The sequence below is a fragment of the Halorubrum gandharaense genome, from assembly GCF_054654575.1.
Genome location: NZ_BAAIET010000001.1, coordinates 37,495 through 60,221 on the forward strand (window position 1 = coordinate 37,495; position 22,727 = coordinate 60,221).

19 protein-coding genes are annotated in these 22,727 nt (G+C 68.2%); 8 read left to right on the forward strand and 11 right to left on the reverse strand.

Annotated elements, in window-relative coordinates:
• Window positions 1–167 precede the first annotated feature (167 nt).
• The 5 genes from ACYQ07_RS00175 to ACYQ07_RS00195 form a co-directional block, all read right to left on the reverse strand.
• Complete coding sequence (locus tag ACYQ07_RS00175) at window positions 168–1,316, reverse strand: acyl-CoA dehydrogenase family protein (RefSeq protein WP_459875706.1); 1,149 nt, start codon at window positions 1,314–1,316, stop codon at window positions 168–170.
• Window positions 1,317–1,377: 61 nt separating this feature from the next.
• A complete protein-coding gene (locus ACYQ07_RS00180; RefSeq protein ID WP_459875709.1) occupies window positions 1,378–2,145 on the reverse strand; it encodes a helix-turn-helix domain-containing protein in 768 nt (255 codons plus the stop codon).
• Window positions 2,146–2,170: 25 nt separating this feature from the next.
• On the reverse strand, window positions 2,171–4,168 hold the full coding sequence (locus tag ACYQ07_RS00185) for a class I adenylate-forming enzyme family protein (protein ID WP_459875712.1): 1,998 nt from the start codon (window positions 4,166–4,168) through the stop codon (window positions 2,171–2,173).
• A gap of 165 nt (window positions 4,169–4,333) precedes the next feature.
• On the reverse strand, window positions 4,334–4,768 hold the full coding sequence (locus ACYQ07_RS00190; protein ID WP_459875714.1) for a universal stress protein: 435 nt from the start codon (window positions 4,766–4,768) through the stop codon (window positions 4,334–4,336).
• A 59-nt stretch (window positions 4,769–4,827) separates the two neighbouring features.
• Window positions 4,828–5,133 (reverse strand): DUF7964 domain-containing protein, encoded by a 306-nt coding sequence (locus ACYQ07_RS00195; protein WP_459875717.1) that lies wholly within the window; start codon window positions 5,131–5,133, stop codon window positions 4,828–4,830.
• Window positions 5,134–5,220: 87 nt separating this feature from the next.
• Here ACYQ07_RS00195 and ACYQ07_RS00200 point away from each other — a divergent pair, with 87 nt between their 5' ends.
• Entirely contained in the window at window positions 5,221–6,843 is a 1,623-nt protein-coding gene (locus ACYQ07_RS00200; protein WP_459875720.1) for a flippase activity-associated protein Agl23, read from the forward strand.
• A gap of 49 nt (window positions 6,844–6,892) precedes the next feature.
• Here the strand turns inward: ACYQ07_RS00200 and ACYQ07_RS00205 are convergent, their stop codons facing one another.
• A complete protein-coding gene (locus ACYQ07_RS00205; RefSeq protein ID WP_459875723.1) occupies window positions 6,893–7,846 on the reverse strand; it encodes a transcription initiation factor IIB in 954 nt (317 codons plus the stop codon).
• A 335-nt stretch (window positions 7,847–8,181) separates the two neighbouring features.
• On the opposite strand from ACYQ07_RS00205, the gene ACYQ07_RS00210 reads away from it, so the two are divergent.
• Both ACYQ07_RS00210 and ACYQ07_RS00215 read left to right on the forward strand, forming a co-directional pair.
• Window positions 8,182–8,595 carry a DUF7961 family protein gene (locus ACYQ07_RS00210; RefSeq protein ID WP_459875726.1) on the forward strand — a complete coding sequence of 138 codons (414 nt, stop codon included), beginning with the start codon at window positions 8,182–8,184 and terminating at the stop codon, window positions 8,593–8,595.
• Between the two features lie 4 nt (window positions 8,596–8,599).
• A complete protein-coding gene (locus ACYQ07_RS00215; protein ID WP_459875729.1) occupies window positions 8,600–9,223 on the forward strand; it encodes an METTL5 family protein in 624 nt (207 codons plus the stop codon).
• Between the two features lie 30 nt (window positions 9,224–9,253).
• Here ACYQ07_RS00215 and ACYQ07_RS00220 read toward each other — a convergent pair whose 3' ends face one another.
• Window positions 9,254–9,967, reverse strand: a complete 714-nt coding sequence (locus tag ACYQ07_RS00220) for a methyltransferase domain-containing protein (protein ID WP_459875732.1) — start codon at window positions 9,965–9,967, stop codon at window positions 9,254–9,256.
• Window positions 9,968–10,060: 93 nt separating this feature from the next.
• Complete coding sequence (locus ACYQ07_RS00225) at window positions 10,061–11,233, reverse strand: pyridoxal-phosphate-dependent aminotransferase family protein (protein WP_459875735.1); 1,173 nt, start codon at window positions 11,231–11,233, stop codon at window positions 10,061–10,063.
• Window positions 11,234–11,416: 183 nt separating this feature from the next.
• Between ACYQ07_RS00225 and ACYQ07_RS00230 the strand changes: the two genes are divergently transcribed.
• Window positions 11,417–12,934, forward strand: a complete 1,518-nt coding sequence (locus tag ACYQ07_RS00230) for an ATP-binding protein (protein WP_459875738.1) — start codon at window positions 11,417–11,419, stop codon at window positions 12,932–12,934.
• 35 nt (window positions 12,935–12,969) lie between these two features.
• Here ACYQ07_RS00230 and thrS read toward each other — a convergent pair whose 3' ends face one another.
• Entirely contained in the window at window positions 12,970–14,946 is a 1,977-nt protein-coding gene (thrS, locus tag ACYQ07_RS00235; protein WP_459875741.1) for a threonine--tRNA ligase, read from the reverse strand.
• Between the two features lie 122 nt (window positions 14,947–15,068).
• Here thrS and ACYQ07_RS00240 point away from each other — a divergent pair, with 122 nt between their 5' ends.
• Window positions 15,069–15,449, forward strand: coding sequence for a DUF7522 family protein (locus ACYQ07_RS00240; protein WP_459875744.1), 381 nt, complete (start codon window positions 15,069–15,071; stop codon window positions 15,447–15,449).
• Between the two features lie 26 nt (window positions 15,450–15,475).
• On the opposite strand, the gene ACYQ07_RS00245 is transcribed toward ACYQ07_RS00240, so the two are convergent.
• Together ACYQ07_RS00245 and purD are read right to left on the reverse strand one after the other, a co-directional pair.
• Entirely contained in the window at window positions 15,476–15,991 is a 516-nt protein-coding gene (locus ACYQ07_RS00245) for an acyltransferase (RefSeq protein ID WP_459880166.1), read from the reverse strand.
• Between the two features lie 397 nt (window positions 15,992–16,388).
• A complete protein-coding gene (purD, locus tag ACYQ07_RS00250; protein WP_459875747.1) occupies window positions 16,389–17,675 on the reverse strand; it encodes a phosphoribosylamine--glycine ligase in 1,287 nt (428 codons plus the stop codon).
• A 169-nt stretch (window positions 17,676–17,844) separates the two neighbouring features.
• On the opposite strand from purD, the gene ACYQ07_RS00255 reads away from it, so the two are divergent.
• From ACYQ07_RS00255 to ACYQ07_RS00265, 3 genes are all read left to right on the forward strand, one after another.
• Window positions 17,845–20,034 (forward strand): thioredoxin domain-containing protein, encoded by a 2,190-nt coding sequence (locus ACYQ07_RS00255; protein ID WP_459875750.1) that lies wholly within the window; start codon window positions 17,845–17,847, stop codon window positions 20,032–20,034.
• A 92-nt stretch (window positions 20,035–20,126) separates the two neighbouring features.
• On the forward strand, window positions 20,127–21,473 hold the full coding sequence (locus ACYQ07_RS00260; protein WP_459875753.1) for an HAD family hydrolase: 1,347 nt from the start codon (window positions 20,127–20,129) through the stop codon (window positions 21,471–21,473).
• A gap of 90 nt (window positions 21,474–21,563) precedes the next feature.
• The gene (locus tag ACYQ07_RS00265; protein ID WP_459875755.1) at window positions 21,564–22,715 is read left to right on the forward strand and encodes a geranylgeranyl reductase family protein; all 1,152 of its coding nucleotides are present in this window, start codon (window positions 21,564–21,566) and stop codon (window positions 22,713–22,715) included.
• Window positions 22,716–22,727: the final 12 nt, after the last annotated feature.

The window sequence follows — 22,727 nt, forward strand, 5'->3', positions numbered from 1 at the left end:
CCCGTAGATCTTTCGGAACCCGCAAGCCGTCAGGGGTTCGACCGCGCACGACGAGCCGCGCCAGCCGGTCGCCGGCCGGTCGTCGAACGCCGCGGACATCGCAGGCACCGCAGACACCGCAGACACCGCAGGCACCGCAGAAACCGCGGAACACCGCCGAATGCCACCTACCGCGACTGGCGGTAGATCAGGTTGCGCTGGATGTCGTTGGCACCCTCGTAGATGACGGGAATGCGGGCGTCACGGTAGACGCGGGCAATGCGGCGGTCAGTGAGGATGGAGCGCCCGCCGTGGAGCTTCATCCCCTTCTCCGCGCAGTCGACGGCGACCTCCGTCGACTTCGTCTTGGCGAGGGCGGCCCAGTAGCCGGCGTCCTCGTGGTTCGCGACTTTCTCGCAGGCGCGCCAGTTGAGCGCGCGGGCGGACTCGAACTCGATCCGCATATCCGAGAGCGTGTGCTGGACCGCCTGGAACTCGTTGACCGTCCGGCCGAAGGCGTTGCGCCCGTGGACGAACTCCTCGGCCTCCTCGATGGCCGCCGCCGCAAGCCCGAGCCCGTGGCCGCCGACGACGACCCGGCCGTGGTTGAAGAAGTCGGCGAGGACGTAGAAGCCGCCGCCCTCGCTGCCGACGACGTTCTCCTCGGGGACGAAACAGTCGTCGAAGACGATGCGGCCCTGCTTGGAGGCGCGCATGCCCATCTTCTCGGGGATGTGCTCGGCCTCGTAGCCGTCCGTGTCCGTCTCGACGATGAACAGCGTGTAGTTGGAGTAGCGGTCCTCGCCGTCGCCGGTTTTGGCGTAGACGGTGAGCCAGTCTGCCTCGACCGCGTTGCCGACCCAGTACTTCTCGCCGGTGAGCTCGTAGCCGCCTTCGACCTTCTCGGCTTCCGTCGTCATCCCCGCGAGGTCGGAGCCGGTCTCCGGCTCGGAGACGGCGAGCCCGGAGATCTGGTCGTTCTCGGCGACCGGCCGGAGGTACTCCTCCTTCTGTGCCTCGGTCCCGTACTGCTCGACCATCTCACAGCCGAAGCTCGCGAGCTGGAGCGTGAGCGCGATGCCGGCGTCCGCCCGGTAGAACTCCTCCGCGATGGCGAGAATCTGGGGCAGGTCGAGCCCGCGACCGCCGTACTCCTCACTGATGTCCTGTGCGACGAGCCCGGCGTCCATCCCGGCTTCGAGGATCTCCCAGGGGTACTCGCCGGCGCGGAACGCCTCCTCCGCGTTGGGCTCGATATACTCGGCCGCGAACTCCCGTGCTTCCGCTTTCACGTCCCGGGCGTGCTCCGGAACGATGCTGTCGTCGAGTAGGTCCATACACCCCCGTGTGACGCCGAGGGCAAAACCTTCGTGGAATAACGAAAAACGAGTTGGGAGTTTACTCGTCCAGATATCGCTCCGCAAGCCGCCGCTCCGCCCGTCGGAGCGTCTCGGCGGTCGCCGATTTGGTGAGGCGCTCGGCGTCGGCCACGTCGGCGACGGACGCCTCCCGCGGCACGGCGTAGTAGCCGGCGTCGAGCGCGGTCGAGAGCACGCGCTCCTGTTTCGCGGAGAGCGGCTCCGGACGGCTCGTCCGGGAGTGGACCACCTCCACCTCGTACTCCCGCACGTGCTCGTCGAGTGCGTTGTGGAGCGCGGAGAGTCGCTCGCTGGTGGTCCGGACCCGAAACCGGAGCGTCGTCCCGTCGACGGCGGCCGGCGGGTCGAGGGCGACGCGGGCCGCACTCAGTGCCGCAAGCGGCGCACACGGAACGGAGATGTGAACCTCCTCACGGTCCTCACCGCCGGCGAGAACGCCGCCTACCCCCAGTCCGTGGGCGTGATCCCCCTCCGATCCGCCGTGGTCGTCTCGTCGTGCGGCGTCCACGAGGCGCTCGGCGGCGTCCGCCGCGTCGGCGCCCGTCAGCCGAACCAGCAGGGGGACGGAATCCACCACGCCACCGCTACCTTCGTCCCTGTCGCACTCGGCGGTCTCGAGATCAGGTTCGGATTCGGAGTCGGACGCGGGTCGGGACCCGGATTCGTGGCAACCCACCGGGTGTGCCGGAGCGATGCCGACGATCTCCACGGCCCCCGCGGCGTGCTCGGCGCCGACGACGAGCGGGTGGTCCGGCGGCAGCGACGCTGACAGGGTTGCTTCGGGCATCGGTGGTTGTTCTCACGGTGGACGGTTAAGCGTCCTCGTCAGTCTCGCGCTGTTCGGGTGGCTGGTTCCCGTTCGACTCTGCCGCCTCTCCTGTCTCGGTCGGCTCCGCCCGTTCGATGGGCACGGCACCGTCATCGGACACAGCAACGTCATCGGGCGCGTCATGCTCGTCGGGCGCGTCATGCTCGTCAACGCCATCGCTCTCGTCGACCGCGTCGGTGTTCCGTACCGGCTCGGGCTCCGCGGGCTCGAAGCCGGCGGCGTCGAACTCCCCTTCCTCCGGACGGGGTGGCTCGTGCCCGTCACGGCGGACGATCTCCCGAACGGCCTCGCGGTCGACCGTTCCGGAGACGGTTCGCGGCAGTTCGCCGGCGAACGCCACCGTCCTCGGGAGCTTGAACCCGGCGAGACGGTCTCGCAGGAACGCGAACAGGTCGTCCTCGATCAGGGCGTCGCCATCGGGAGTGGCCGTCTCGGTGGTGCTCCCCGCTTCGCCGGGGGTCCGGTCGGTGTCCGAAGCGTCGCCTGCCGCTTCCGGGACCTCCGGCTCCTCGCCGGCCGTCTCCGCCGGTTCGTCCTCGTCGTCGACCGCTTCCACCGCACCCCCTTTCTCTCCCGCACCCTCACTCACACCCGCCCCTTCCGATCTCCCGGGCTCCGCCGTTGCCGAATCCTCATCCGCCGCGGTCTGCACGGGCCCGTTGGGAACGACGAGCGCGGCGACCCGCTCGCCCCACTCGGGATCCGAGAGCCCGACGACGGCGGCGTCCATCACCTGCGGATGGGTGCGGAGCACGCCGGCGACCTCCCCGGGCTCGACGTTCTCGCCGCCGGTGAGGATCCGGTCGTCGCGCCGATTGAGCACGTGGAGGTAACCGTCCGCGTCGAGCGTTCCGATGTCGCCGGTGTGGAGGCCGTACTTGCCGAAGGCGTCCGCGGTGGCGGCCGGGTCGCCGTAGTATCCCGGGGTGATCGTGGGGCCGCTCACCACCACCTCGCCGGTTTCGCCGCGCTCCACGGGCACGCCGGCGTCGTCGACCACGGTGATGTCGGTGCCGAAGAGCGGTCGTCCGACGGTGCCCAGCCGGTCGGTGGCCTCCTGCGGCGTCGCGGTCGCCACCTGGGAGGCGGCTTCGGTCATGCCGTAGGTGGGATAAACGGGGACGGAGTAGTTCTGACAGCGTTCGATCAGCTCGTCCGGCGCGGGCGCGCCGCCGACGAGGACGACCCGCAGCGAGTCGGCGAGCGTCCCGCGGCTGTCGAGAGTCCGCTTGAGCATCGTCGGCACCAGCGAGATACCCGTCACGTCGTAGCGGCCGATGTCGTCGGCGGTGCCGCCGGGATCGAATCCCTCACGCAACACGACGGTGGTGCCGTACAGGGTCGAGCGGTAGATGGGCGCGAGCCCGCCCATGTGGTGTAAGGAGAGACAGACGAGCCAGCGGTCGTCCGGATCGACGCCCAGCCGAAACGCGGAGGCGACCGCGCTCGCGTAGAGGTTGCCGGCGGTGAGCTCGACCGGCTTCGGCTCGCCGGTCGTGCCGGACGTAAAGAGGAGACAGCAGCGGTCGTCGTCGCTCCACGACGGGGCCTGCACCGGTTCGGGCTCCACGTCGTGAAGCCCGGCGACGCTCGGTTCGGTGGGCTCGTCGACGGAGAGGACGGGCACGTCGTCGGTCGCCGCGACGGCATCCGACTCGGTCGACTCCGCGCAGACGAGCACGGAGAGGTCCGCCCGGTCGACGCGCGCGGAGAGTTCACGCGGCGTGAGCCGCTCGCCGAGCGGGACGAGCGTCGCGCCGACCCGCATCGCGGCGTGGACGAGCCCGACGTAGCCGACGTACGGCGGCATCAGGACGCCGAGGTGGTCCCCCTCGCCGATGCCGCGTGCGGCGAGCCGGCCGGCCGTCTCCGCGACGAGTCGGTCGAGGTCCGCGTACGTCCACGCCTCGCCGTCCTCCGCGCGGATAAGGGCGGTGGCGTCGGGGGAGGCGGCGACGCGGTGAGAGAGCCAGTCGCGCATGGCCCGCCTATTCGGGGGTGGGTACTATTGCCTTGCGGTCGTCGCCGTCTCGTTGCCGTTTCGTCGCCGTCTCGTTGCCGTTTCGTCGCCGTCTCGTCGATCCGAAAGCGACCGCCTGGGGCGCGGTCGGAGGCGCTCGGCGCCCGCCGTCGGTCAGTTTTCGACTCAGTCCTCGGCGGGCTGGCGGACGGTCAGGACGGGCACCTCGGAGGTCCGAACGACACGTTCGGTGACGGAGCCGAGGAGGTAGCGGTCCAGCCCCTTGCGGCCGTGCGTCCCCATCACGACCATGTCGATGTCGTTCTCGTCGACGTACTCGGAGATGGAGCGATAGGCGGTGCCGGTGGTCACCGTGGTGACGTTCTCGACGCCCGCTTCCTCGGCGGCTTCGGCGACGCGCTCGGTCGCCTCCTCCCCTTCGGATTCCAGCGCCTCGATCACGATCTCGGAGCCCGCCTCCAGCGTGGAGTAGGCGGCGCCGTCGACGACGTACAGCGCGTGAACGCGCGCGTCATACTTCGCGGCGAGGTCGATCGCGTGCTCGATGGCGGCGTCGGACGCCGGACTACCGTCGGTGGGAACGAGAATCTCGTCGTACATGTCGGTCGACGATACGACGGGGAGCGGTTAAAAACCACTCCCCGGGAGTCGTCGTGTTGCTAGGAGAGTCGGTCGACGACGGCGTCCTCACAGGTCCGCAGCGCATCCGGGCGGTCGGCGTCCGCAAGCGGCACCTTCTCGACGACGACCCAGCCCTCCGGGTCGGCGTCGGGATCGTCCGGGCCGTCCGCCAGTGCTGACGCCAGCGCGGCACCCGTCACGGCGTTCTCCGTGGCGATCACGAGCCCGGGCGTCTCCCCGTTCGTCTCGGTGGCGACGGCGTAGGAGACGTCCTCGGAGCGGTTCAGCGCCGCGACCTCCGCCTCGCGAAGCCGGCGACGAGGCAGCGTCGTGAGTTCGGTCATGCCCCGTCCTCGGCGCTGGCCGGCTTTCAGGCTTCCGAGAACGCCGGAGCGGAACACTCAGGTTCCCCGCGTCGGAAGCCGTCGCGTATGCTCTCGGGTCGCGACCGCGTGGCCGTCGTCGGCGCCGTCGGCGCCGTCGTCCTCGCCGCCGTTCTCGTGCGGGTGGTCGGGTTGGGCACGCGCCCGTTCCACTGGGACGAAGCCCGCGTCGGCTACTGGACCCTCCGATCGCTGGAGACGGGCTCGTACTCGTCTCGGCCGGTTGCCGGCGGCCCGCTCGTCTACCTGCTCGCCCGGCTCGCGCTCGGCGTCGGCACCGCCTCGGACTTCCTCGCCCGTCTCCCCATCGCGCTCCTCTCGGGACTCCTCCCGGCTGCGGCGCTGCTCTATCGTGGACGACTACGGGACGATGAGACGGTCGCGCTGGCGCTGCTGTTGGCGTTCTCCCCGCTTCTGCTCTACTACGGGCGGTTTCTTCGCGGCGACCTCCTCGCAGCGGGCGCCGCGCTCGTCGCCGTCGGCTTCCTTCTTCGGTGGGTCGACACCGACCGCGACGGGTTCCTCTATGCCGCGACGGTCTCGGCGGTCGCCGCGTTCGCCGCGTCCGGATTTGCCGTCGCGACCCTCGTCCTCGTGGTTGTCGCCGGCGTCTTCACCTTCGACCGACACCGGATCGAAGGGGATCCTGTGGCGGCTCGCGAGGCGGTCGCCCTCCGCGGCGCGTGGCTCCGCGAGCGCCTGACGCCGCTTGCGCGGGCACTGTTCGTGTTCCTCGGTGCGTGGGCAGTCGCGTTCGCCCCTCGCGGGTACGGCGCGCTCTCGGACCCGGTCGGATTCCTGCTGGCGACGTACCGCACGCCGGTCGTCGAGTTTCTCGCGGTGCGGGTGTCGGGCCGGGAGGGCACGGAGCTGCTCCCGTTCCTGACCGACGCTGCCGGCACGCTTCTCGCCACGTCCGCGGTCGTGTTCGCGCTCGGCGTCGCCGGGTTCCTGCTCGACCGCTACGAGGGACTTCCGGCCGTCGAGGGGCCTCGGCCGTTCGTCGCGTTCGCGGCGTTTTGGGCCGGTCTCGGGCTGATCGGGTACCCGATCGTCGCCGAGGTGACGGCGCCGTGGACGCTCGTCCACGCAATCGTCCCGATGACGGTCCCTGCCGCCGTCGGGCTCGCGGCAGTCGTCCGATACGGTCGACGCGCGCTCGCTCGCGAGGACGCGGCCCGCGCGGCCACCGCCCTGCTCGTCCTCGTCGCGGTCGCCGCCGGCGTCGGAGTGGTTGCGCTTGACGGAATCGCCGGCGAGCCGACACACGAGGACGGCTTCTCGCAGTACGGCCAACCTACGGGCGACCTCGAGCCGCTGGTCGGGGAGATGACCGCGGCGCTCGCCGCCGGCGACGACGGCCGAGTCGTCTACGTGGGCGAGCGGTTTTACCTGGCTGACGAATCCACCGTGACGGACCCGCCGGTCCCCGATCCGGACGCCCGGGCCGCGTTCGGCGAGCGCCTCCCGCTGCCGTGGTACGTCGAGCGCACCGGCGCGACGACCGCCAGCGTGGCCGACCCCGGGGAGATCGACGGTGAGCCCGCCGTCATGATCGCCGACCCGACCCACGAGGGAACGGTCGCCGACCGCTACCCGGACCACGAGGCCGTCGTCGTGGAGACGGCGCTGTACGACCGGGAGGTCGTCGTGTTTCTGCACGCAAGATAGCGGATCAGCAGCGGAGAAAGAAGGGGTGTGCGGTCGCGCGCCGACCGACCTAGCGGAACCCCATCGCCTCGATCTGCTCCTGATAGCGGTTGCGGATGGTGACCTCGGTCACCTGCGCGACATCCGCGACCTCGCGCTGGGTCTTCTTCTCGTTACAGAGCAGCGAGGCGGCGTAGATGGCGGCGGCCGCGAATCCGGTCGGGGACTTGCCGGAGAGGAGTCCCTGCTCGGCGGACACGTCGATGATCTCCGTTGCCTTTGCCTGCACTTCCTCGGAGAGCTCCAGCGAGGAGGCGAACCGGGGGACGAACTGCTTGGGGTCGACGGGTTTCAGCTCCAGACCGAGCTCCTGGGAGATGTAGCGGTAGGTACGGCCGATCTCCTTTTGCGGAACGCGGGAGACCTCGGCCACTTCGTCGAGGCTGCGCGGAATCCCCTCCTGCCGGCAGGCGGCGTACAGCGCGGCCGTCGAGACGCCCTCGATGGAGCGGCCGCGGATGAGGTCCTCCGTCAGCGCGCGGCGGTAGATGACGGAGGCAACCTCGCGCACCGAGCGGGGGACGCCGAGCGCGGACGCCATCCGGTCGATCTCGGAAAGGGCGAACTGGAGGTTGCGCTCGCCGGCGTCCTTCGTGCGGATCCGCTCTTGCCACTTGCGCAGCCGGTGCATCTGTGACCGCTTCTCCGAGGAGAGCGACCGGCCGTAGGCGTCCTTGTCCTTCCAGTCGATCGTCGTCGTCAGCCCCTTATCGTGCATCGTCTCGGTGATGGGGGCGCCGACGCGCGACTTCGACTGGCGCTCGGAGTGGTTGAACGCGCGCCACTCCGGGCCGCGGTCGATCGTCTGCTCGTCCAGGACAAGGCCACAGTCCTCACAGACCAACTCCTGGTCCGCGTCCGTCACGAGTTCGCTGGAATCACACTCCGGACACTGGAAAGTTTCTCCGTCCGACTCTTGTTCGGGTTCTCGCTCCTGCTGGCGTTGTCGGGTCGGACGTTCCATTATAAGGTTTCTGGTAATCTTCGTATTTAAACCTTCGGAGAACGTGACGGACCGCTTAGATGATTTGTCGACGGCGTGGAGACGGCCACTGACGGGGATGAACCCTCTCAAGCCTCCGTATTTTCGGATAATTAGCGACAAATGAACTAATTGGGTTGTCCAAAAGACGACTAATTACGAGGGGTGAATCCTGCTCACTTCCGGGTATTAAAAGAGGAGATCACGCTCGCGCGCCGAGCGCGGGATCGTGGGTGGACGGCGACGACCGACCGGCGTTTGATATTACTGTTGGACATTCACAAAGGCTTTTGTATAACCTGCAACAATGGGTGAGTATGAGCACGACGGAGTCCGCGGGCGTGGAACGCACCATTGAGGGCTGTCAGCCGGCGGAGATCGAGCCGATCGTCATCGACGGCGACGACCTGGGAAGTACCGCACCCGACCATCTGCGCGACCTCAAGGCCGGCCTCTCGGCGCGCGGCTACCAGCCGGCGACCCTCTCGGTCGACGCCTGCTTCGCCGAGGACTGCTCGCTCGCCACCCAGGAGGAGGCGGACCGCCTCCGTGGCTACGTTCGCGCCGCGGCGTTCCTCGGCGCCGGGCGCATCGAGCTGTCCGTCGACGAGATCGCCGAACCCGGGAAGGTCGATCCGGCGCTCGCCGCGCTCGCCGAGCGCGCGAGTCGCGAGGGCGTCTCCCTCCGCGTCGTCGGCGACGCCGCCGCCGAACTCGACCTGGCAGCGTAACGCGATGGCGAGCAAGCGAGCGCTGGCCGCCGACCTCGGCGTCGTCGCCGGGTTCGAGAGCCCGCGCGCCGCGCTCGAACAGTATCCCACGCCCCCCGATCTCGCCGCCCACGTCGTCCACCTCGCCGACCTCCACGGCGACATCGACGGCCGCACCGTCGTCGACCTCGGAACCGGCACCGGCATGTTCGCGCTCGCGGCCGCCCTGCGGGGCGCCGCGCGCGTCGTCGGCGTCGAACTCGACCCCGCACCCCTCGACACCGCCCGCGACAACGAGCGACGTGTCGCCGCCAGCGCCCCCGTTCACTGGGTGCGTGGCGACGCCACCCGCATCCCACTCTGTCCTGCCGAACCCGTCACCCTCCTCATGAACCCGCCGTTCGGCGCACAGAAGGGCAACCGCAACGCCGACCGCGCGTTTCTGGAGACGGCCGCCGATCTGGCGACGGTCTCCTACTCCGTCCACAACGCCGGCTCCCGCGAGTTCGTCGAGGCGTTCGCCGGCGACAACGGCGGCGAGGTGACCCACGCGTTCGCCGCCGCCTTCGAGGTCGAGGCGCAGTTCGACCACCACACCGAGGACGTGCGCGAGCTCGACACCGAAGTGTATCGGATCGAGTGGACCTAAGCCGCCACGCTCCGCTCCGTTCAGCCTTGGCTACGCCTTTTTGAGTGCCGCCCGGTAGTGGTGTCCGGAGTCACCGCGCACGACGTCCGCGACCGTCCAGCCGGTGCCGACGGCGGCCTCCCGGAGGCGGTCGGGGCTGAACAGCCGAATCTGGAGGATCGGATTGCTGTCGCCCTCGTACTCGAAGAACATCACCCGGTGTGCCAGCCCGGGCGTCGGGTCGTCGCGGTAGCCGATCAGCTCGGCGGTCTCCGGATGCGTGGGATCGTAGCTGTCGAGGATGGCGGTCGCGTCCGGACGGGTGACGTACGCGAGGTCGCCGAGAAACTCCGAGAGTCCCCGCATCGACCCCGCCAGCCCGACCTGAGTGCCGTTCGACAGCGCGGACCCGAAACGGTCCCGCTCGAACTGCTCGCGGAGCGCGAACATGTCGCCCTCGCGGGCGTCGTGGACGCCGCGCTCGCGCATCGTCTCGACGAGCGCCGGGCTCGGTTCGATGGCGACCGTCTCGAACTGCTCCTGAAAGTGGAGGGCGTGCCGCCCCGTGCCGGCGCCGAGGTCGACGAGCGGCCCCTGCAGCCACGACGCCATCCACTCGTGGGTGGGCGTCTCCGGGTCGAACCCGCAGAAGTAGAACGACTCGATCGGATGTTCGAGCGTCTCCTCGCCGTCCCGATGCAGCAGCGGGGCGTCGCGCTCCCCGCGGTAGTGGTCGCGGATCGCCCGGCCGAAGGCGTCGGTCATACCGGCTACAACGTGACGGAGCTGAAAAAGCTCGCGTGAGAGGCGGTACCGCGTTCCGAACCGGAGTTGTTCGAGCCGGTTCCGCGTCCTCGCTCACCCCTCGAAGCTCTGCTCCGCCAGCGCCTCCTCCAGCGCGGCCAGCAGGAACTCGACGTTCTTGGGGCGTGCGGAGTGGCCCATACAGCCGATCCGCCACACGTCGCCCGCGAGGTCGCCGAGGCCGCCGGCGATCTCCAGGTCGTACTCCGCGAGCAGGTAGTCGATGACGGCGCCGTCGTCCACGCCGTCGGGAACCTGCACGGCATTCAAACTCGGGAGCCAGTACTCGTCGGGCGCGTTCATCTCCAGTCCGATCTCCTGCAGGCCGGCCTTGAGGCCGCCGGCGACCTCGCGGTGGCGCTCCCACCGGCTCTCGATCCCCTCCTCAGCCACGAGCCGGAGTGCCTCGCGGAGCGCGTACACGTTCGTGATCGGTGCGGTGTGGTGATACGCGCGCTCGTCGCCCCAGTACCCCTCAAGCAGCGAGAGGTCGAGGTACCACGACCGGGGCTGTTCCTCGCGGGAGAGCACCTTGTCCATCGCGCGGTCGTTGAGCGTGAGCGGGCTCGCGCCGGGCGGACAGGAGAGACACTTTTGCGGGCCCGAGTAGGCCACGTCCACGTCCCACTCGTCGACGCGTAGCTCGACGCCGCCGAGCGAGGTGACCGTGTCCGCGATCACGAACGCGTCGTGGGCGTGGGCGATGTCGGTGAGCTCGTCGACGCCAGGCTGGAGCACGCCGGTCGAGGTCTCCGCGTGGACGAACCCGAACACGTCGGGCTGGTGTTCGTCGAACGCCGCCTGCACGTCGACGGGGTCGAGCGGCTCCCCCCACGGGGCGTCCACCTCCACGACCTCACCGCCGGCGCGCTCGGCCATCGACGCCATCCGCCCGCCGAAGTAGCCGTTGGTGGGCACGAGCATCGTGTCGCCGGGCGCCACGAGGTTGCCGATGGCGGCCTCCATCGAGGCGGACCCCGTACCCGAGACGGGAATCGTCCACTGGTTGTCCGTCCGGAAGGTGTAGCGCAACAGCTCCTGGACCTCGTTCATGATCTCGACGAACGAGGGGTCGAGGTGGCCGACGAGCGGCGTGCTCATCGCTCGCAGTACGCGAGGGTTGACGTCGCTCGGTCCTGGCCCCATCAGCGTCCGGTCCGGCGGGGTGAGCTCGCCGACATCCGGCGGTTGCTCGACTTCGGCTCCCGTACTCTCGTGGTCAGGCATGGGTGATGATCGCGGAGATAACGTATAAAAACCATGAACGGGGAAACACGCGCAGTGATCGACATCCCGCAACGGCTAGCGATCGGTAACAGTCGTTTGTCGACCGTCAGCGCTTCCTCGCGGCCCCGTTCACGGTGTGGTTCGATCCCCTCATTAAAGTGTACCGCTCCACTATCTTTGGTAATGACTGATCTTCCATCGGTGTCGGGGGCGGAGGATTTCAAAACGATCCTCGACCGGATGGGAGACGGATTCTTTGCGGTCGACTCCGAGTGGCGGATCACCTACGCGAACGACCGTGGCCGGGAGATACTCCGAGCGGCGATGTCCAGCGATGTCCTCGAATCCGTGGACCAAATCGACGGGATTCACTTTTGGGACGCCATTCCTGACGCGGTTGACACCGAATTCCACGAGCGATATCACCATGCGATGGAGATTCAAGAGCCGGTTTCGTTCGACGCGTACTATCCGCCCCTACGGATGTGGGTGGACGTGCGAGCGTTCCCCTCCGAGACCGGGCTCTCCGTGTATCTTCGGGACATCACGGACGAGCGGAAATTAGAACGGCGACAACAGGAGAGCCTCCACGCCATCCAGCGGTTGTACGCCGTCTCATCGGACCGGAAGCTGTCGTTCGAACGGAAGGTTGACGCGCTGCTCGAATTGGGTTGTGAGTATCTTGAGCTTCCAAACGGCTTTCTCACCCATATCGACGAAGAGACGCAGCGCATCGATCGGTCCCATGCGGAACATCCGGCGTTACAGTCGGGTGCGAGCTGCCCGCTCGATGAGGCGTACTGCAGGCGGACGATAGAGCTCGATCGGTTGTTGACGGTGGTTAACGCCGTCGAAGAGGGCTGGGACGGCGATCCGGCTCACGACCGGTTCGGGCTCGGGAGCTACATCGGCGGGCGGGTCGAGGTCGACGGGAATCTGTACGGCACGCTGTGTTTCGCGGACACCGACGCCCGTGATGAGCCGTTCAGCGACACTCAACGGACGTTCGTGGAGCTGTTGACGCGGTGGGTGAGCTACGAGCTGGAGCGACGGCGCGCGCAGTCGCAGCTCGAACGGGAACGCGACCGACTCGACCAGTTCGCGAGCGTGGTGAGCCACGACCTTCGGAACCCGCTGAACACGGCGAAGGGGCGAGCGGACATGCTCGCGGATGAGTGTGACAGCGAGCATCTGCCGCCGATACGCCGGTCACTCTCGCGGATGGAGTCGCTCATCGAGGATCTGCTCACCCTGGCCCGTGACGGCGTGCCCGTCGAGGGGATGGTCGAGGTCGACTTCGGCACGCTCGCGGATGAGGCGTGGACGACGACCGAAACGAAGGACGCCACGATCGACATCGACATCGACGAGCTCCGGATTCGCGCCGACGAGTCCCGGCTTCGACAGCTCCTTGAGAACCTGTTTCGCAACGCGGTGGAGCACGGCGGCGACTCCGTCACGGTCACGGTCGGCGCCCTCCCGAACGGAAACGGGTTCTACGTCGAAGACGACGGCCCCGGGATTCCGGAATCTGAACGCGAACGCGTGTTCGAAACCGGCTACACGACCACGACCGAAGGGACCGGCTTCGGACTGAGCATCGTTACGGAAATCGCGTCAGCCCACGGCTGGGACGTGACGATATCCGACGGAAAAGCAGGCGGCGCGCGGTTCGAGGTTTCGGGCGTTACCGCGCTGTAGGCGAACGCCCTCGCCAGACTCCTACTTCCTACTCCCTACTCCGCGTCGATAAAGTCCGGCTCGGTCCGCTTCTCGTCGCGCTCGTCGACGAGGTGGTCGACGAAGGCGTCGAGCTCGACGCCGCTCTGCTCGTTCTCGAAGCGGTCGCGCACGGAGACCGTGCCGGCCTCCTGCTCGTCCGGCCCCACGACGACCATGTACGGGAGGCGGTCGTCGTGGCCCTGCCGGATCTTGCGGCCGACCGTCCAGTCGCGGTCCTCGACCTCGACGCGGACGCCGGCGTCCGCGAGCGCGTTCTTCACCCGGTGGGCGTACCCCAGCGTGTCGTCGGAGACGGGGAGCACGCGCACCTGCTCGGGTGCGAGCCACAGCGGGAAGTTGCCGTCGAAGTGCTCGATCAGCACCATGAAGAACCGCTCGTAGGAGCCGTACAGCGCCCGGTGGATCATCACGGGCTCGTGGTCCTCGTTGTCCTCGCCCGTGTACGTCAGGTCGAAGCGGTCGGGCATGTTGAAGTCGAGTTGGACCGTCGGGCCGTCCCAGACACGACCCAGCGCGTCCTCGAACCCGAAGTCGATCTTCGGGCCGTAGAAGGCGCCATCGCCGGCCTCGATGTCGTAGTCGTAGCCGCCGGACTCCAACACGTCACGCAGCTGCTCCTCGGCGGACTCCCAGATCTCGTCGCTTCCGACCGACTTGTCGGGACGGGTCGCAAGCGCGACCTCGACCTCGAGGTCCAGCGTCTCGACGACCTCGAAGATCATCTCGATGACGGACTCGATCTCCTGGCGGATCTGGTCGGGGCGGACGAACAGGTGGCCGTCGTCGATGGTGAACGACCAGACGCGCGAGAGCCCGGAGAGCTCGCCGCGCTGCTCCTTTCGGTACACCTTCCCGTTCTCGAAGTAGCGGATCGGCAGGTCGCGGTACGACCACGACGACTGGTCGAAGATAGTCGCGTGGCCCGGACAGTTCATCGGCTTGAGGCCGTACTCCTCGTCGTTGACGTCGAGGAGGAACATGTCGTCCTTGTAGTTCTCGTAGTGGCCCGACTGCTTCCACAGCTCCGTCCGGAACACGTGTGGCGTCTCGACCTCCTCGTAGCCGTGCTCGCGGTTGAGCTCGTTCGCGAAGTTCGAGAGTTCGCGCAGCACGGTCTTGCCCGGCGGGTGGTACAGCGGCAGCCCCGGACCCGTCACCGTCGGGATGGAGAACAGGTCCATCTCCTGGCCGATCTTCCGGTGGTCGCGCTCCTTGGCCTCCTCGCGCAGTTCGAGGTACTCCTGAAGGTCGGACTCCGAGGCGAACGCCGTGCCGTACACGCGCGTCAGCGTCTCGTTGTCCTCCTCGCCGCGCCAGTAGGCGGCGGAGATGTCGAGGAGCTCGACGGCGCCGATCTCGCCCGTCGACTCGACGTGCGGGCCCTGACAGAGGTCCTGCCAGTCGTCCTGCACGTAGAAGGTGACCTCCTCGCCGGCGGCCTCCTCGTCGAGGATCTCGCGTTTGAACCGGTTGTCCTCGTAGATCTCCAGCGCCTCCTCGCGGTCGCGCACGACGCGTTCGATGTCGTAGTCGGCCTCGATGATCGACTGCATCTCCGACTCGATCGCCGCGAGGTCGTCCTCGTCGAGGTCGACGTTCGCGATGTCGTAGTGGAACCCCTCGTCGGTGTACGGGCCGATCGTCAGCTTCGCCTCGGGATACAGCCGCTGGAGCGCCTGTGCGAACACGTGCGCCGCCGAGTGTCGGAGCACCTGCAGGTACTCATCGGACTGGTCGGTGACGATCTCGATCCGGGCCCCGTCGTGCACCTCGGCGTGTTTGTCGACGAGCTCGCCGTCGATCTTGCCCGCGACCGTGTCGCGACCGAGCCCGGGGCCGATCTCGTAGGCGACGTCCTCGACTGTCGACCCCTCCGGTACGGAGAGTGCTGATCCGTCCGGGAGGACGACCGTCACGTCGGCCTGAGCATCGGTCTCGCTCATGGATCCGGAAAGCCGGACGAGCGTCATAAGTGTTGTTTGATGGCGGGGCGGATCCACACACTACCAGTACCGACATCCAGGCCTCATTGAAATTCGATCTCTGATAATTTGGCCCGGACGTTCATGACCCACAGCCATCAACCGATCCCATGAACGACGACCGCATCGACGATCTCGTCGACCATCTCCACGAGACGGTCGGTGAGAACCTCCGAAGCGTCATCACCTACAATTACGACTGTCGGGAATACGACGTGGTGTACGCACGGGAGGGGGTACTCGACGCGTATCACGAACAGCAGATCGCCAACATCGTCCGCACCTACGAGAGCGACTCACTCTCGAAGCCCGGACAGGAACAGTGGTACGCCCATGGCGAACAACAGTGCGTGCTCCGGTGTTTCGAGGGCGGCGTCGAGCTCAACCTCATCGGCGACGGGCGGGGCGTCGCCGTCGGACTCGATGTCGGCGCGCTCGCCGGACAGCACTCCTTCGTCGGCACCTGTCTGGAGATCGCCGGCGTCGACTGAGCGGCCGCGTCGATCCCCGTCGCAGCTTACTCTTTCGGGTGGTCGGCTTTTCCGTCTCTCCCCACATCAGGATCCGCGGAGATCACCGTCGCCGGCACGCCGGCGACCGTCGTACCGGGCGCAACGTCCTCGGCCACCAGCGAGTTGGCGGCCACCTGCGCGCCCTCGCCGACCGTCACGCCGGGGAGCACGACGGCGCCGGCGCCGATCATCGCGCGCTCCTCCACCACCACGTCGCCGAGCCGATACTCGTCCTGCAGAAACTCGTGACACAGCAGCGTGGCGTCGTAGCCGATGATCGCGTCGTCCGCGACGGTGATCCGCTCGGGCCAGAACACGTCCGGCGTCGACTCCAACCCCCACGCGACGCCCGTCCCGACCGTGACGCCGAGCCGGCGCAGCAGCCAGTTTTTCAGTCGGAGACTGGGGCAGATTCGCGCAAGCACGATCACGAGGTAGTTCCGCATCACGACCAGCGGGGACTTCGCACGCGGCCACGACCACAGCGAGTTTCGGAGCCCGCCGGTCGCGTGCCGCTCCAGCCGCTCGCGGCGAGAGGGTCCGGAGCCGTCGCGCCCGCCGGCGCCCTCCCCGCCGTCTTCCGAATTTGTCGGCTCATCACCCGAACTTGCCGACTCGTCGTCCGTACCGGCCTCACCGGTATCGTCGTCGCTCACGCTCGGCGCTTGGCGCGGAGCGCTTAAAAGGGACAGGCCGGCGGGCGACCGGAGAGGCGTTTGCTGCCGATACACGCCGACTGTGGCACCCCACGTTTCAAGTGCGAAGCCGGGACCAACCCCGCCGTGACCTGAAACGCGCCCGCGGCGGTCGAGACGGGAGTCCGGCACGCCGTCGCGGAGTCGACCCGAGCAGGACGCCGGTGCCGGCTGTTCGCCCTTTTAACCCGAGAGCGACTGCCTCGTCGCCTTCCCGACGACCCTACTCGCCGCGTAGCTCGTTCATGTGGGCGATCCGCCGCTGCACCAGCGACGGCTTCCCGATGTCGTGGCGGATCCGCACGCGGTCGCCGGCGGCCGCCAGCCCCGCCTCCGCCTGCTCCTCGGCGGCCGGGATGGACGACCCGCGTCCCACCACGGCGAACGCTCGCGAGGTCGTGGTGTAGAGCCCGTCGTCGCGCTCGTCCACACTCGCGTAAAACAGCAGCGCGTCGCCCACGCTCTCCTCGTCGACGGCGATCCGCGCGCCGCTGTCCGGATCGACCGGGTAGCCCTCGGGCACCGCGTACTTGCAGACGGTCGCGTCACCCGAGAAGGAGAGTTCGGGGAGCGGCTCGGCGTCGCGTGCGGCCGTCAGCACGTCGATGAAGGGTGTCTCGAGCACGGGCAGGGTGTTCATCGCCTCCGGGTCACCGAATCGGGCGTTGAACTCCACGACCTTCGGTCCCTCGTCGGTCAGCATGAACTGGCCGTAGAGGACGCCCTTGTACTCCGGGAGCCCCTCGACGACGGCGTCGAGCACGTCGACGGCGGCCTCGTAGTCGCCGTCGTCCATGAACGGCAGCGAGAGCCCGGTGTCGGTGTACGACCCCATCCCGCCGGTGTTTGGACCTTCGTCACCCTCGTAGGCGCGCTTGTGGTCCTGCACGGCGGGCGTCGTCCGAAACTCGCCGTTCGCGACGAACGCCTGGATCGTGAACTCCTCGCCGACAAGCCGCTCTTCGAGCACAACCCGGTCGTACCCCTCCTCGCGCAGGTACGCCTTCGCCTCCTCGGGCGTGACCTGGTCGCCGATCACCTTCACGCCCTTGCCACCGGTGAGCCCGGCGGGCTTGACCGCGAGGTCGCCATCGTACGCGTCGATGTACGCGCAGGCCTCCTCGGTATCCTCGAAGACGGCGAAGTCCGGACAGCCCGGTACGTTCGCCTCCTCCATGAACCGGCGCTGGTACGCCTTGTCCGTCTCCAGGCGTGCCTCCGCCTCCCGCGGCCCGAACGCGTACACGCCGGCGTCGTCGAGCGCGTCAGCGACGCCCGCTGCCAGTGCCGACTCCGGGCCGATCACGGCCAGGTCGGCGTCCACGTCGGTCGCGTATGCGACGACCTCCTCGGCGTCCGTCTCCTCGACGACCGCGAACCCGTCCGCCAACGCGCGGATTCCGGGATTGCGGTTGCTTGCGCAGGCATACAGCGTGCAGTCGTCCGCCAGCGACCGCGCGATTGCGTGTTCGCGTCCGCCGCCGCCGACCACCAGAACGGTCTCCGTCATACTCGACGGGTCTGCGCACGGTAGTGTAAAGGTTACTCTCCATGCGAACAGTGTTAAACACGTTTGTGCATACTACTGCGGATGCCCCGACGACGCCGGTCGTCGATTGGCGTACTGGGACGCCGGCGTGGTGGAGTGACTTTTTGAGTCGGGCGCTGGAAGCCGGGGTATGTCACAGCCCACGGAGCGGAACCGGTTGGACGAGGAGGCCAGCCCGTACCTCCGCCAACACGCCGACAACCCCGTCAACTGGCAGCCGTGGGGCGAGGAGGCGTTCGAGCGCGCCCGCGAGCACGACGTTCCCGTGTTCGTCTCCATCGGCTACTCCGCCTGCCACTGGTGTCACGTGATGGAAGAGGAGAGCTTCGAGGACGAGTCGGTGGCGGCGACGCTCAACGAGTCGTTCGTCCCGGTGAAAGTCGACCGCGAGGAGCGCCCCGACGTGGACTCGACGTTCATGACCGTCTGCCAGCTCGTCACCGGCGGCGGTGGATGGCCGCTGTCAGCGTGGTGTACGCCGGACGGGAAGCCCTTCTACGTCGGGACGTACTTCCCGCCGGAGCCGCGCGGCAATCATCCCGGCTTCAAGGGGCTCTGTGAGCGGATCTCCGAGTCGTGGGCTGATCCGGATCAGCGGGCGGACATGAAAGACCGGGCCGACCAGTGGGTCGCCAGCGCACGCGACGAGCTTGAGGCCGTTCCGGACCAGCCGGGGGAGGTGCCCGACGAGGACCTGATCGGCGACGCGGCGGCCGCCGCGCTCCGCGGCTACGACGAGGCGTACGGCGGCTTCGGGACGAGCGGCCCGAAGTTCCCGATGCCCGGCCGGATCGACCTGCTGATGCGGGCGTACGCCGCGTCCGGTCGAGACGCCTTCGCGAACGCCGCGCTCGGAACGCTCGACGGGATGGCGTCCGGCGGGATGTACGACCACATCGGCGGCGGTTTCCACCGCTACGCCGTCGACCGCGACTGGACGGTTCCCCACTTCGAGAAGATGCTGTACGACAACGCCGAACTCCCGCTCAACTACCTCGACGCCTACCGGCTGACGGGAGACACGTCGTACGCCCGGGTGGCCCAGGAATCGCTGGGCTTTCTCATCCGGGAAATGCGCCACGAGCGCGGCGCCTTCTTCAGCACGCTCGACGCCCGGAGCCGGCCGCCGGAAAGCCGCGGTCGAGACGGTGACGAACCGGAGGAGGGCGCCTTCTACGCGTGGACGCCGTCGGAGGTTGACGCGGTTCTCGACGAGCCGGCGGCCTCAGTCGTGAAAGACCGGTACGGGATCGAGCCCGGCGGCAACTTCGAGCGCGGGACGACGGTTCTCACGATCGCGACCTCACTGGAGGCGATCGAGGAGGAGTACGGGCTCACCCGGCCGGAGATCCGTGACCTACTGATGGAGGCCCGCCTTGACTTGTTCGACGCGCGAGAGGAGCGCCCGCGTCCGGCGCGCGACGACAAGGTGATCGCGGCGTGGAACGGCCGCACCATCTCCGCGTTCGCCTCGGCGTCCCGTGCGCTCGGGGACGCCTACGCGGAGACGGCACGCGAGGCACTCGACTTCTGCCGAGAAGCGCTGTACGATGCGGAGACGAGGACGCTGAACCGGCGGTGGCTCGACGGTGACGTGCAAGGGCCAGGCTACCTCGACGACTACGCGTTCCTCGCGCGTGGCGCGCTCGACACGTACGCCGTCACGGGCGACGTAGAGCCGCTGGCGTTCGCGCTGGAGCTCGCGGAGGAGCTGCTCGACGCCTTCCACGACGAGGACGACGGCACGCTGTACTTCACGCGAGAGGGTGGGCCGGATGAGAGCGAGGACGGCGCCGGCGACGGACTCTTCGCCCGTCCCCAGGAGTTCACGGACCGGTCGACTCCGTCCAGCCTCGGCATAGCGACGGAGCTGCTCGCGCTCCTCGACGGATTTCGTCCCGATGACCGGTTCCGGTCCGTGGCGGAGTCGGTCGTCGCCACGCACGCCGGCCGGATCCAGGCGAGCCCGCTGGAGCACGTCTCGCTGGTTCGGGCCGCCGAACGCGTGCGCTCGGGCGGCACGGAGTTGACGATCGCGGCCGCCCCCGACAGCGCCGGTCGCGTCGACGTGCCGGCGTCCTGGAACCGGCAGCTTGGCGAGCGCTATCTCCCGGGCGTGCTTGTCGCGCCGCGCCCGGCGTCGGGCGCCGGACTCGACGAGTGGCTGGACCGTCTCGGGTTGGACACGACACCGCCGATATGGGCGGGCCGTGACGCGCTCGACGGCGAATCGACGGTGTACGCCTGTCAGGACTTCGCCTGCTCGCCGCCGGAAACGGACCTCGAGGCTGCGCTCGACTGGTTCGGCGAGGACGCGTAACCGACCTCCTCGGACCTGTCGTCACCGCACCCTGTCCGGCGGACGTTGCCCGAACGCCGTCCCTTTAACAGCCGGCGTGATGGAGATCATTCATGGAGCGGTACGACCTTCTCTATCGGCTTTATAACGAGTTCGATGCGGACGCCCTCCGCGAGTATCAGACGTTCGTCGACCTGTTTCCACCCGTCGACTCCCGGGTCGCCCTCGAACACTGGGAGGAGGCGAGCGACGAGCTGGACCGCCGGAAGACTGAGATCCGGACGACGCTGCCGGCGGGCGCGACGATGGCCGACGTGGCGGCGTACGCCGACCGCGAAACAGCCTTTCAGGCGCTGGACCTCCACAACCGGTACGGGCGGGCGGTGAACGCCCTCGTGCTTGACGTGGATGAGACGTTGCGCTCGGCGGGCGGGACGGACAACGAGATTCCGCGGGAGACGCTGCACATGCTGACACGGCTCCATGACGCCGGCGTCCCGGTCGTCATCTGCACCGGCCAGACGCTGGAGAACGTCAAGGGGTTCATGATCCAGGGACTCGGCAACGCGCTCGTCCACTCCGGCACGCTGTCGATCGTCTATGAGGCGGGCAACGGCGTGTTCACGCCTGGCCACGGCTCTCGGACGAAACAGCTGCTGTACGAGGAGCTCGACGAGTCGGTGCGGTCGGTGTTCGACGAGGTTCGCTCGCGAGTCCTGCCGGAGGCGCCGGAGAACGTCCGGCGGGGCTGTCATCTGCAGGGCAACGAGTTCAACGTGACGCTCAAGCCCAACTTCGAGACGGGGAGCGAGGAGGCGGAGACCGTGATCGACGACGGGCTCGTCCACATCGTCGATCTCCTGGGGAAGGCAGTTGTCGCGGCCGCCGAGCTCGACGGGAAGCAAGCGGTTGAGCAGCCGGACGGTGGGGGACGCTCCGGTGGAGCGGAAGGCTCGGGCAGCGTGGAACTCGTCGCCGACGACCGGGAGTACGACGCGTCGTCGGCCGGTGCGGCGTGGGCGCGCGCCCACTACGCCGCGGCGGACCCGGAGATCAGGGAGGTGCTGGAAGCAGACGGCGCAAGCGTCGACCTCGACCCCGGAGCGGTTCCCGATCCCGTTGTGGACTTGTTCGAGCGGGTCGATGTGGGGTACTACCACGCCGATGCCGCCGAGATCAGCTCGCTGGAGTTGAACAAGGTCGCCGGCGTGGAGGCCGCACTCGACGTGCTCGGCGTCACGGACCCGTTCGTGCTGGTGATGGGCGACAGCAAGTCGGACCTGCGGGTGATGGAGTGGGCGAAGCGGGAGGACGCCGGCATCGCGGCCGCGCCCGAACACGCCTCCGACGACGTGCTCTCACACGTTCGCGACACCGACGATCTGGTGTACGCCCGCGGGCATGCGGACGACCTGCTTCGGACGGTGTACGTGCTCAATCGGCTGGCACAGCTCTCCTGAGGGTGGGGTCCTGACACCGAGGCTTGACACCGCACTTCGACGCCGCACTCCGACGCCCCGTTTATATAGTCGGGCGCGGTTGGATCGGGTATGTACGACTTCGTCGTCGTGGGAGCGGGGCCGCCGGGCTCCCGCTTTGCACGACGGGCAGCCGAAGCCGGGTACGACGTGGTCGCCTTTGAAAAGGGAGCGGTGGGAACGCCGCTCGCCTGCTCGGGCCACGTGTCGACGGACATCTGGGAGTACGTGCCCGACGCCGCCAAAGCGGAGCTGTTCCAGAATCGGGTGTTCGGCGCCCGGTTCCACGTCGGTGACCCCGGTTCCCGGAGCTACCCCTTTTATAAGGACGAGGAGGTGTCGAACGTGATCGACCGGGTTGGCCTCGACCGGACGCTGGCCGAGTGTGCCCGCGAGGCGGGCGCCGAGGTGCGCGAACACCACACGGTGACGGGCATCGAGGAGCACGACGACCACGTGGCTGTCACGGTGAACCCGGCTGACGGCGAGACGATGACGGTCGACGCTCGGATGGTCGCCGGCTGTGACGGCCCCACCTCACGAGTTCGGCGGAGCGTCGGCCTCGGGGAACCCGACGACATTCTGCACGGCGTGTTGGCGTTCGATCCCGAACCGGACGACGGCGACTTCGTCGACGTGCATCTCACCGCGCCGACGTTCTTCGCGTGGCGGATCCCGCGTGGCGACGCCGGCGTCGAGTACGGCCTTGCCGCACCCCCCGGCAAGGAGGTTAACGAGCTGTTCGAGGCGCTCGTTGACGCGTACGACGTGGAGACTGAACACTTCTGTTCGGGCGCCATTCCCGTGGGGCCGCCGGATTCCGTGACGACCGACCGGGTGTTTCTGATCGGCGACGCCGCCGCCCAGACGAAGCCGTTCACCGGCGGCGGAATCCTCTACGGCATGACCGCGGCCGACATCGCGGCCCGGGTGATCGACCCGACGCGTCCCGAGACGCTCGCGGACTACGAGAAGGGGTGGCGCGACGAGCTGGCGACCGAGATCCGTCTCGGGAAGGCGATCCGTGCCTGCTACTCGCTGCCCGAACCGGTCCAGCGCGTCGGGCTCCGGGCGCTCTCCGGCGAAATCGGCGTCCACATGGACAAACCCTCGTCGTTCTTCTCACGGGAGCACCTCACGACTCTGTTCTCGCGTGGGTCGACGCCGGAGCCGGAGGCGGCTGCTGATCGGGATACCGGATCGCCGTCGAAAAAGCAGCCGTAATTGCTGCGGAAG

Bases quoted from the DNA above. Each gene is read 5' to 3' on its own strand.
- ACYQ07_RS00175 (WP_459875706.1), bottom strand. From the start codon at position 1,316: ATGGACCTACTCGACGACAGCATCGTTCCGGAGCACGCCCGGGACGTG.
- ACYQ07_RS00180 (WP_459875709.1), bottom strand. From the start codon at position 2,145: ATGCCCGAAGCAACCCTGTCAGCGTCGCTGCCGCCGGACCACCCGCTC.
- ACYQ07_RS00185 (WP_459875712.1), bottom strand. From the start codon at position 4,168: ATGCGCGACTGGCTCTCTCACCGCGTCGCCGCCTCCCCCGACGCCACC.
- ACYQ07_RS00190 (WP_459875714.1), bottom strand. From the start codon at position 4,768: ATGTACGACGAGATTCTCGTTCCCACCGACGGTAGTCCGGCGTCCGAC.
- ACYQ07_RS00195 (WP_459875717.1), bottom strand. From the start codon at position 5,133: ATGACCGAACTCACGACGCTGCCTCGTCGCCGGCTTCGCGAGGCGGAG.
- ACYQ07_RS00200 (WP_459875720.1), top strand. From the start codon at position 5,221: ATGCTCTCGGGTCGCGACCGCGTGGCCGTCGTCGGCGCCGTCGGCGCC.
- ACYQ07_RS00205 (WP_459875723.1), bottom strand. From the start codon at position 7,846: ATGGAACGTCCGACCCGACAACGCCAGCAGGAGCGAGAACCCGAACAA.
- ACYQ07_RS00210 (WP_459875726.1), top strand. From the start codon at position 8,182: ATGAGCACGACGGAGTCCGCGGGCGTGGAACGCACCATTGAGGGCTGT.
- ACYQ07_RS00215 (WP_459875729.1), top strand. From the start codon at position 8,600: ATGGCGAGCAAGCGAGCGCTGGCCGCCGACCTCGGCGTCGTCGCCGGG.
- ACYQ07_RS00220 (WP_459875732.1), bottom strand. From the start codon at position 9,967: ATGACCGACGCCTTCGGCCGGGCGATCCGCGACCACTACCGCGGGGAG.
- ACYQ07_RS00225 (WP_459875735.1), bottom strand. From the start codon at position 11,233: ATGCCTGACCACGAGAGTACGGGAGCCGAAGTCGAGCAACCGCCGGAT.
- ACYQ07_RS00230 (WP_459875738.1), top strand. From the start codon at position 11,417: ATGACTGATCTTCCATCGGTGTCGGGGGCGGAGGATTTCAAAACGATC.
- thrS (WP_459875741.1), bottom strand. From the start codon at position 14,946: ATGACGCTCGTCCGGCTTTCCGGATCCATGAGCGAGACCGATGCTCAG.
- ACYQ07_RS00240 (WP_459875744.1), top strand. From the start codon at position 15,069: ATGAACGACGACCGCATCGACGATCTCGTCGACCATCTCCACGAGACG.
- purD (WP_459875747.1), bottom strand. From the start codon at position 17,675: ATGACGGAGACCGTTCTGGTGGTCGGCGGCGGCGGACGCGAACACGCA.
- ACYQ07_RS00255 (WP_459875750.1), top strand. From the start codon at position 17,845: ATGTCACAGCCCACGGAGCGGAACCGGTTGGACGAGGAGGCCAGCCCG.
- ACYQ07_RS00260 (WP_459875753.1), top strand. From the start codon at position 20,127: ATGGAGCGGTACGACCTTCTCTATCGGCTTTATAACGAGTTCGATGCG.
- ACYQ07_RS00265 (WP_459875755.1), top strand. From the start codon at position 21,564: ATGTACGACTTCGTCGTCGTGGGAGCGGGGCCGCCGGGCTCCCGCTTT.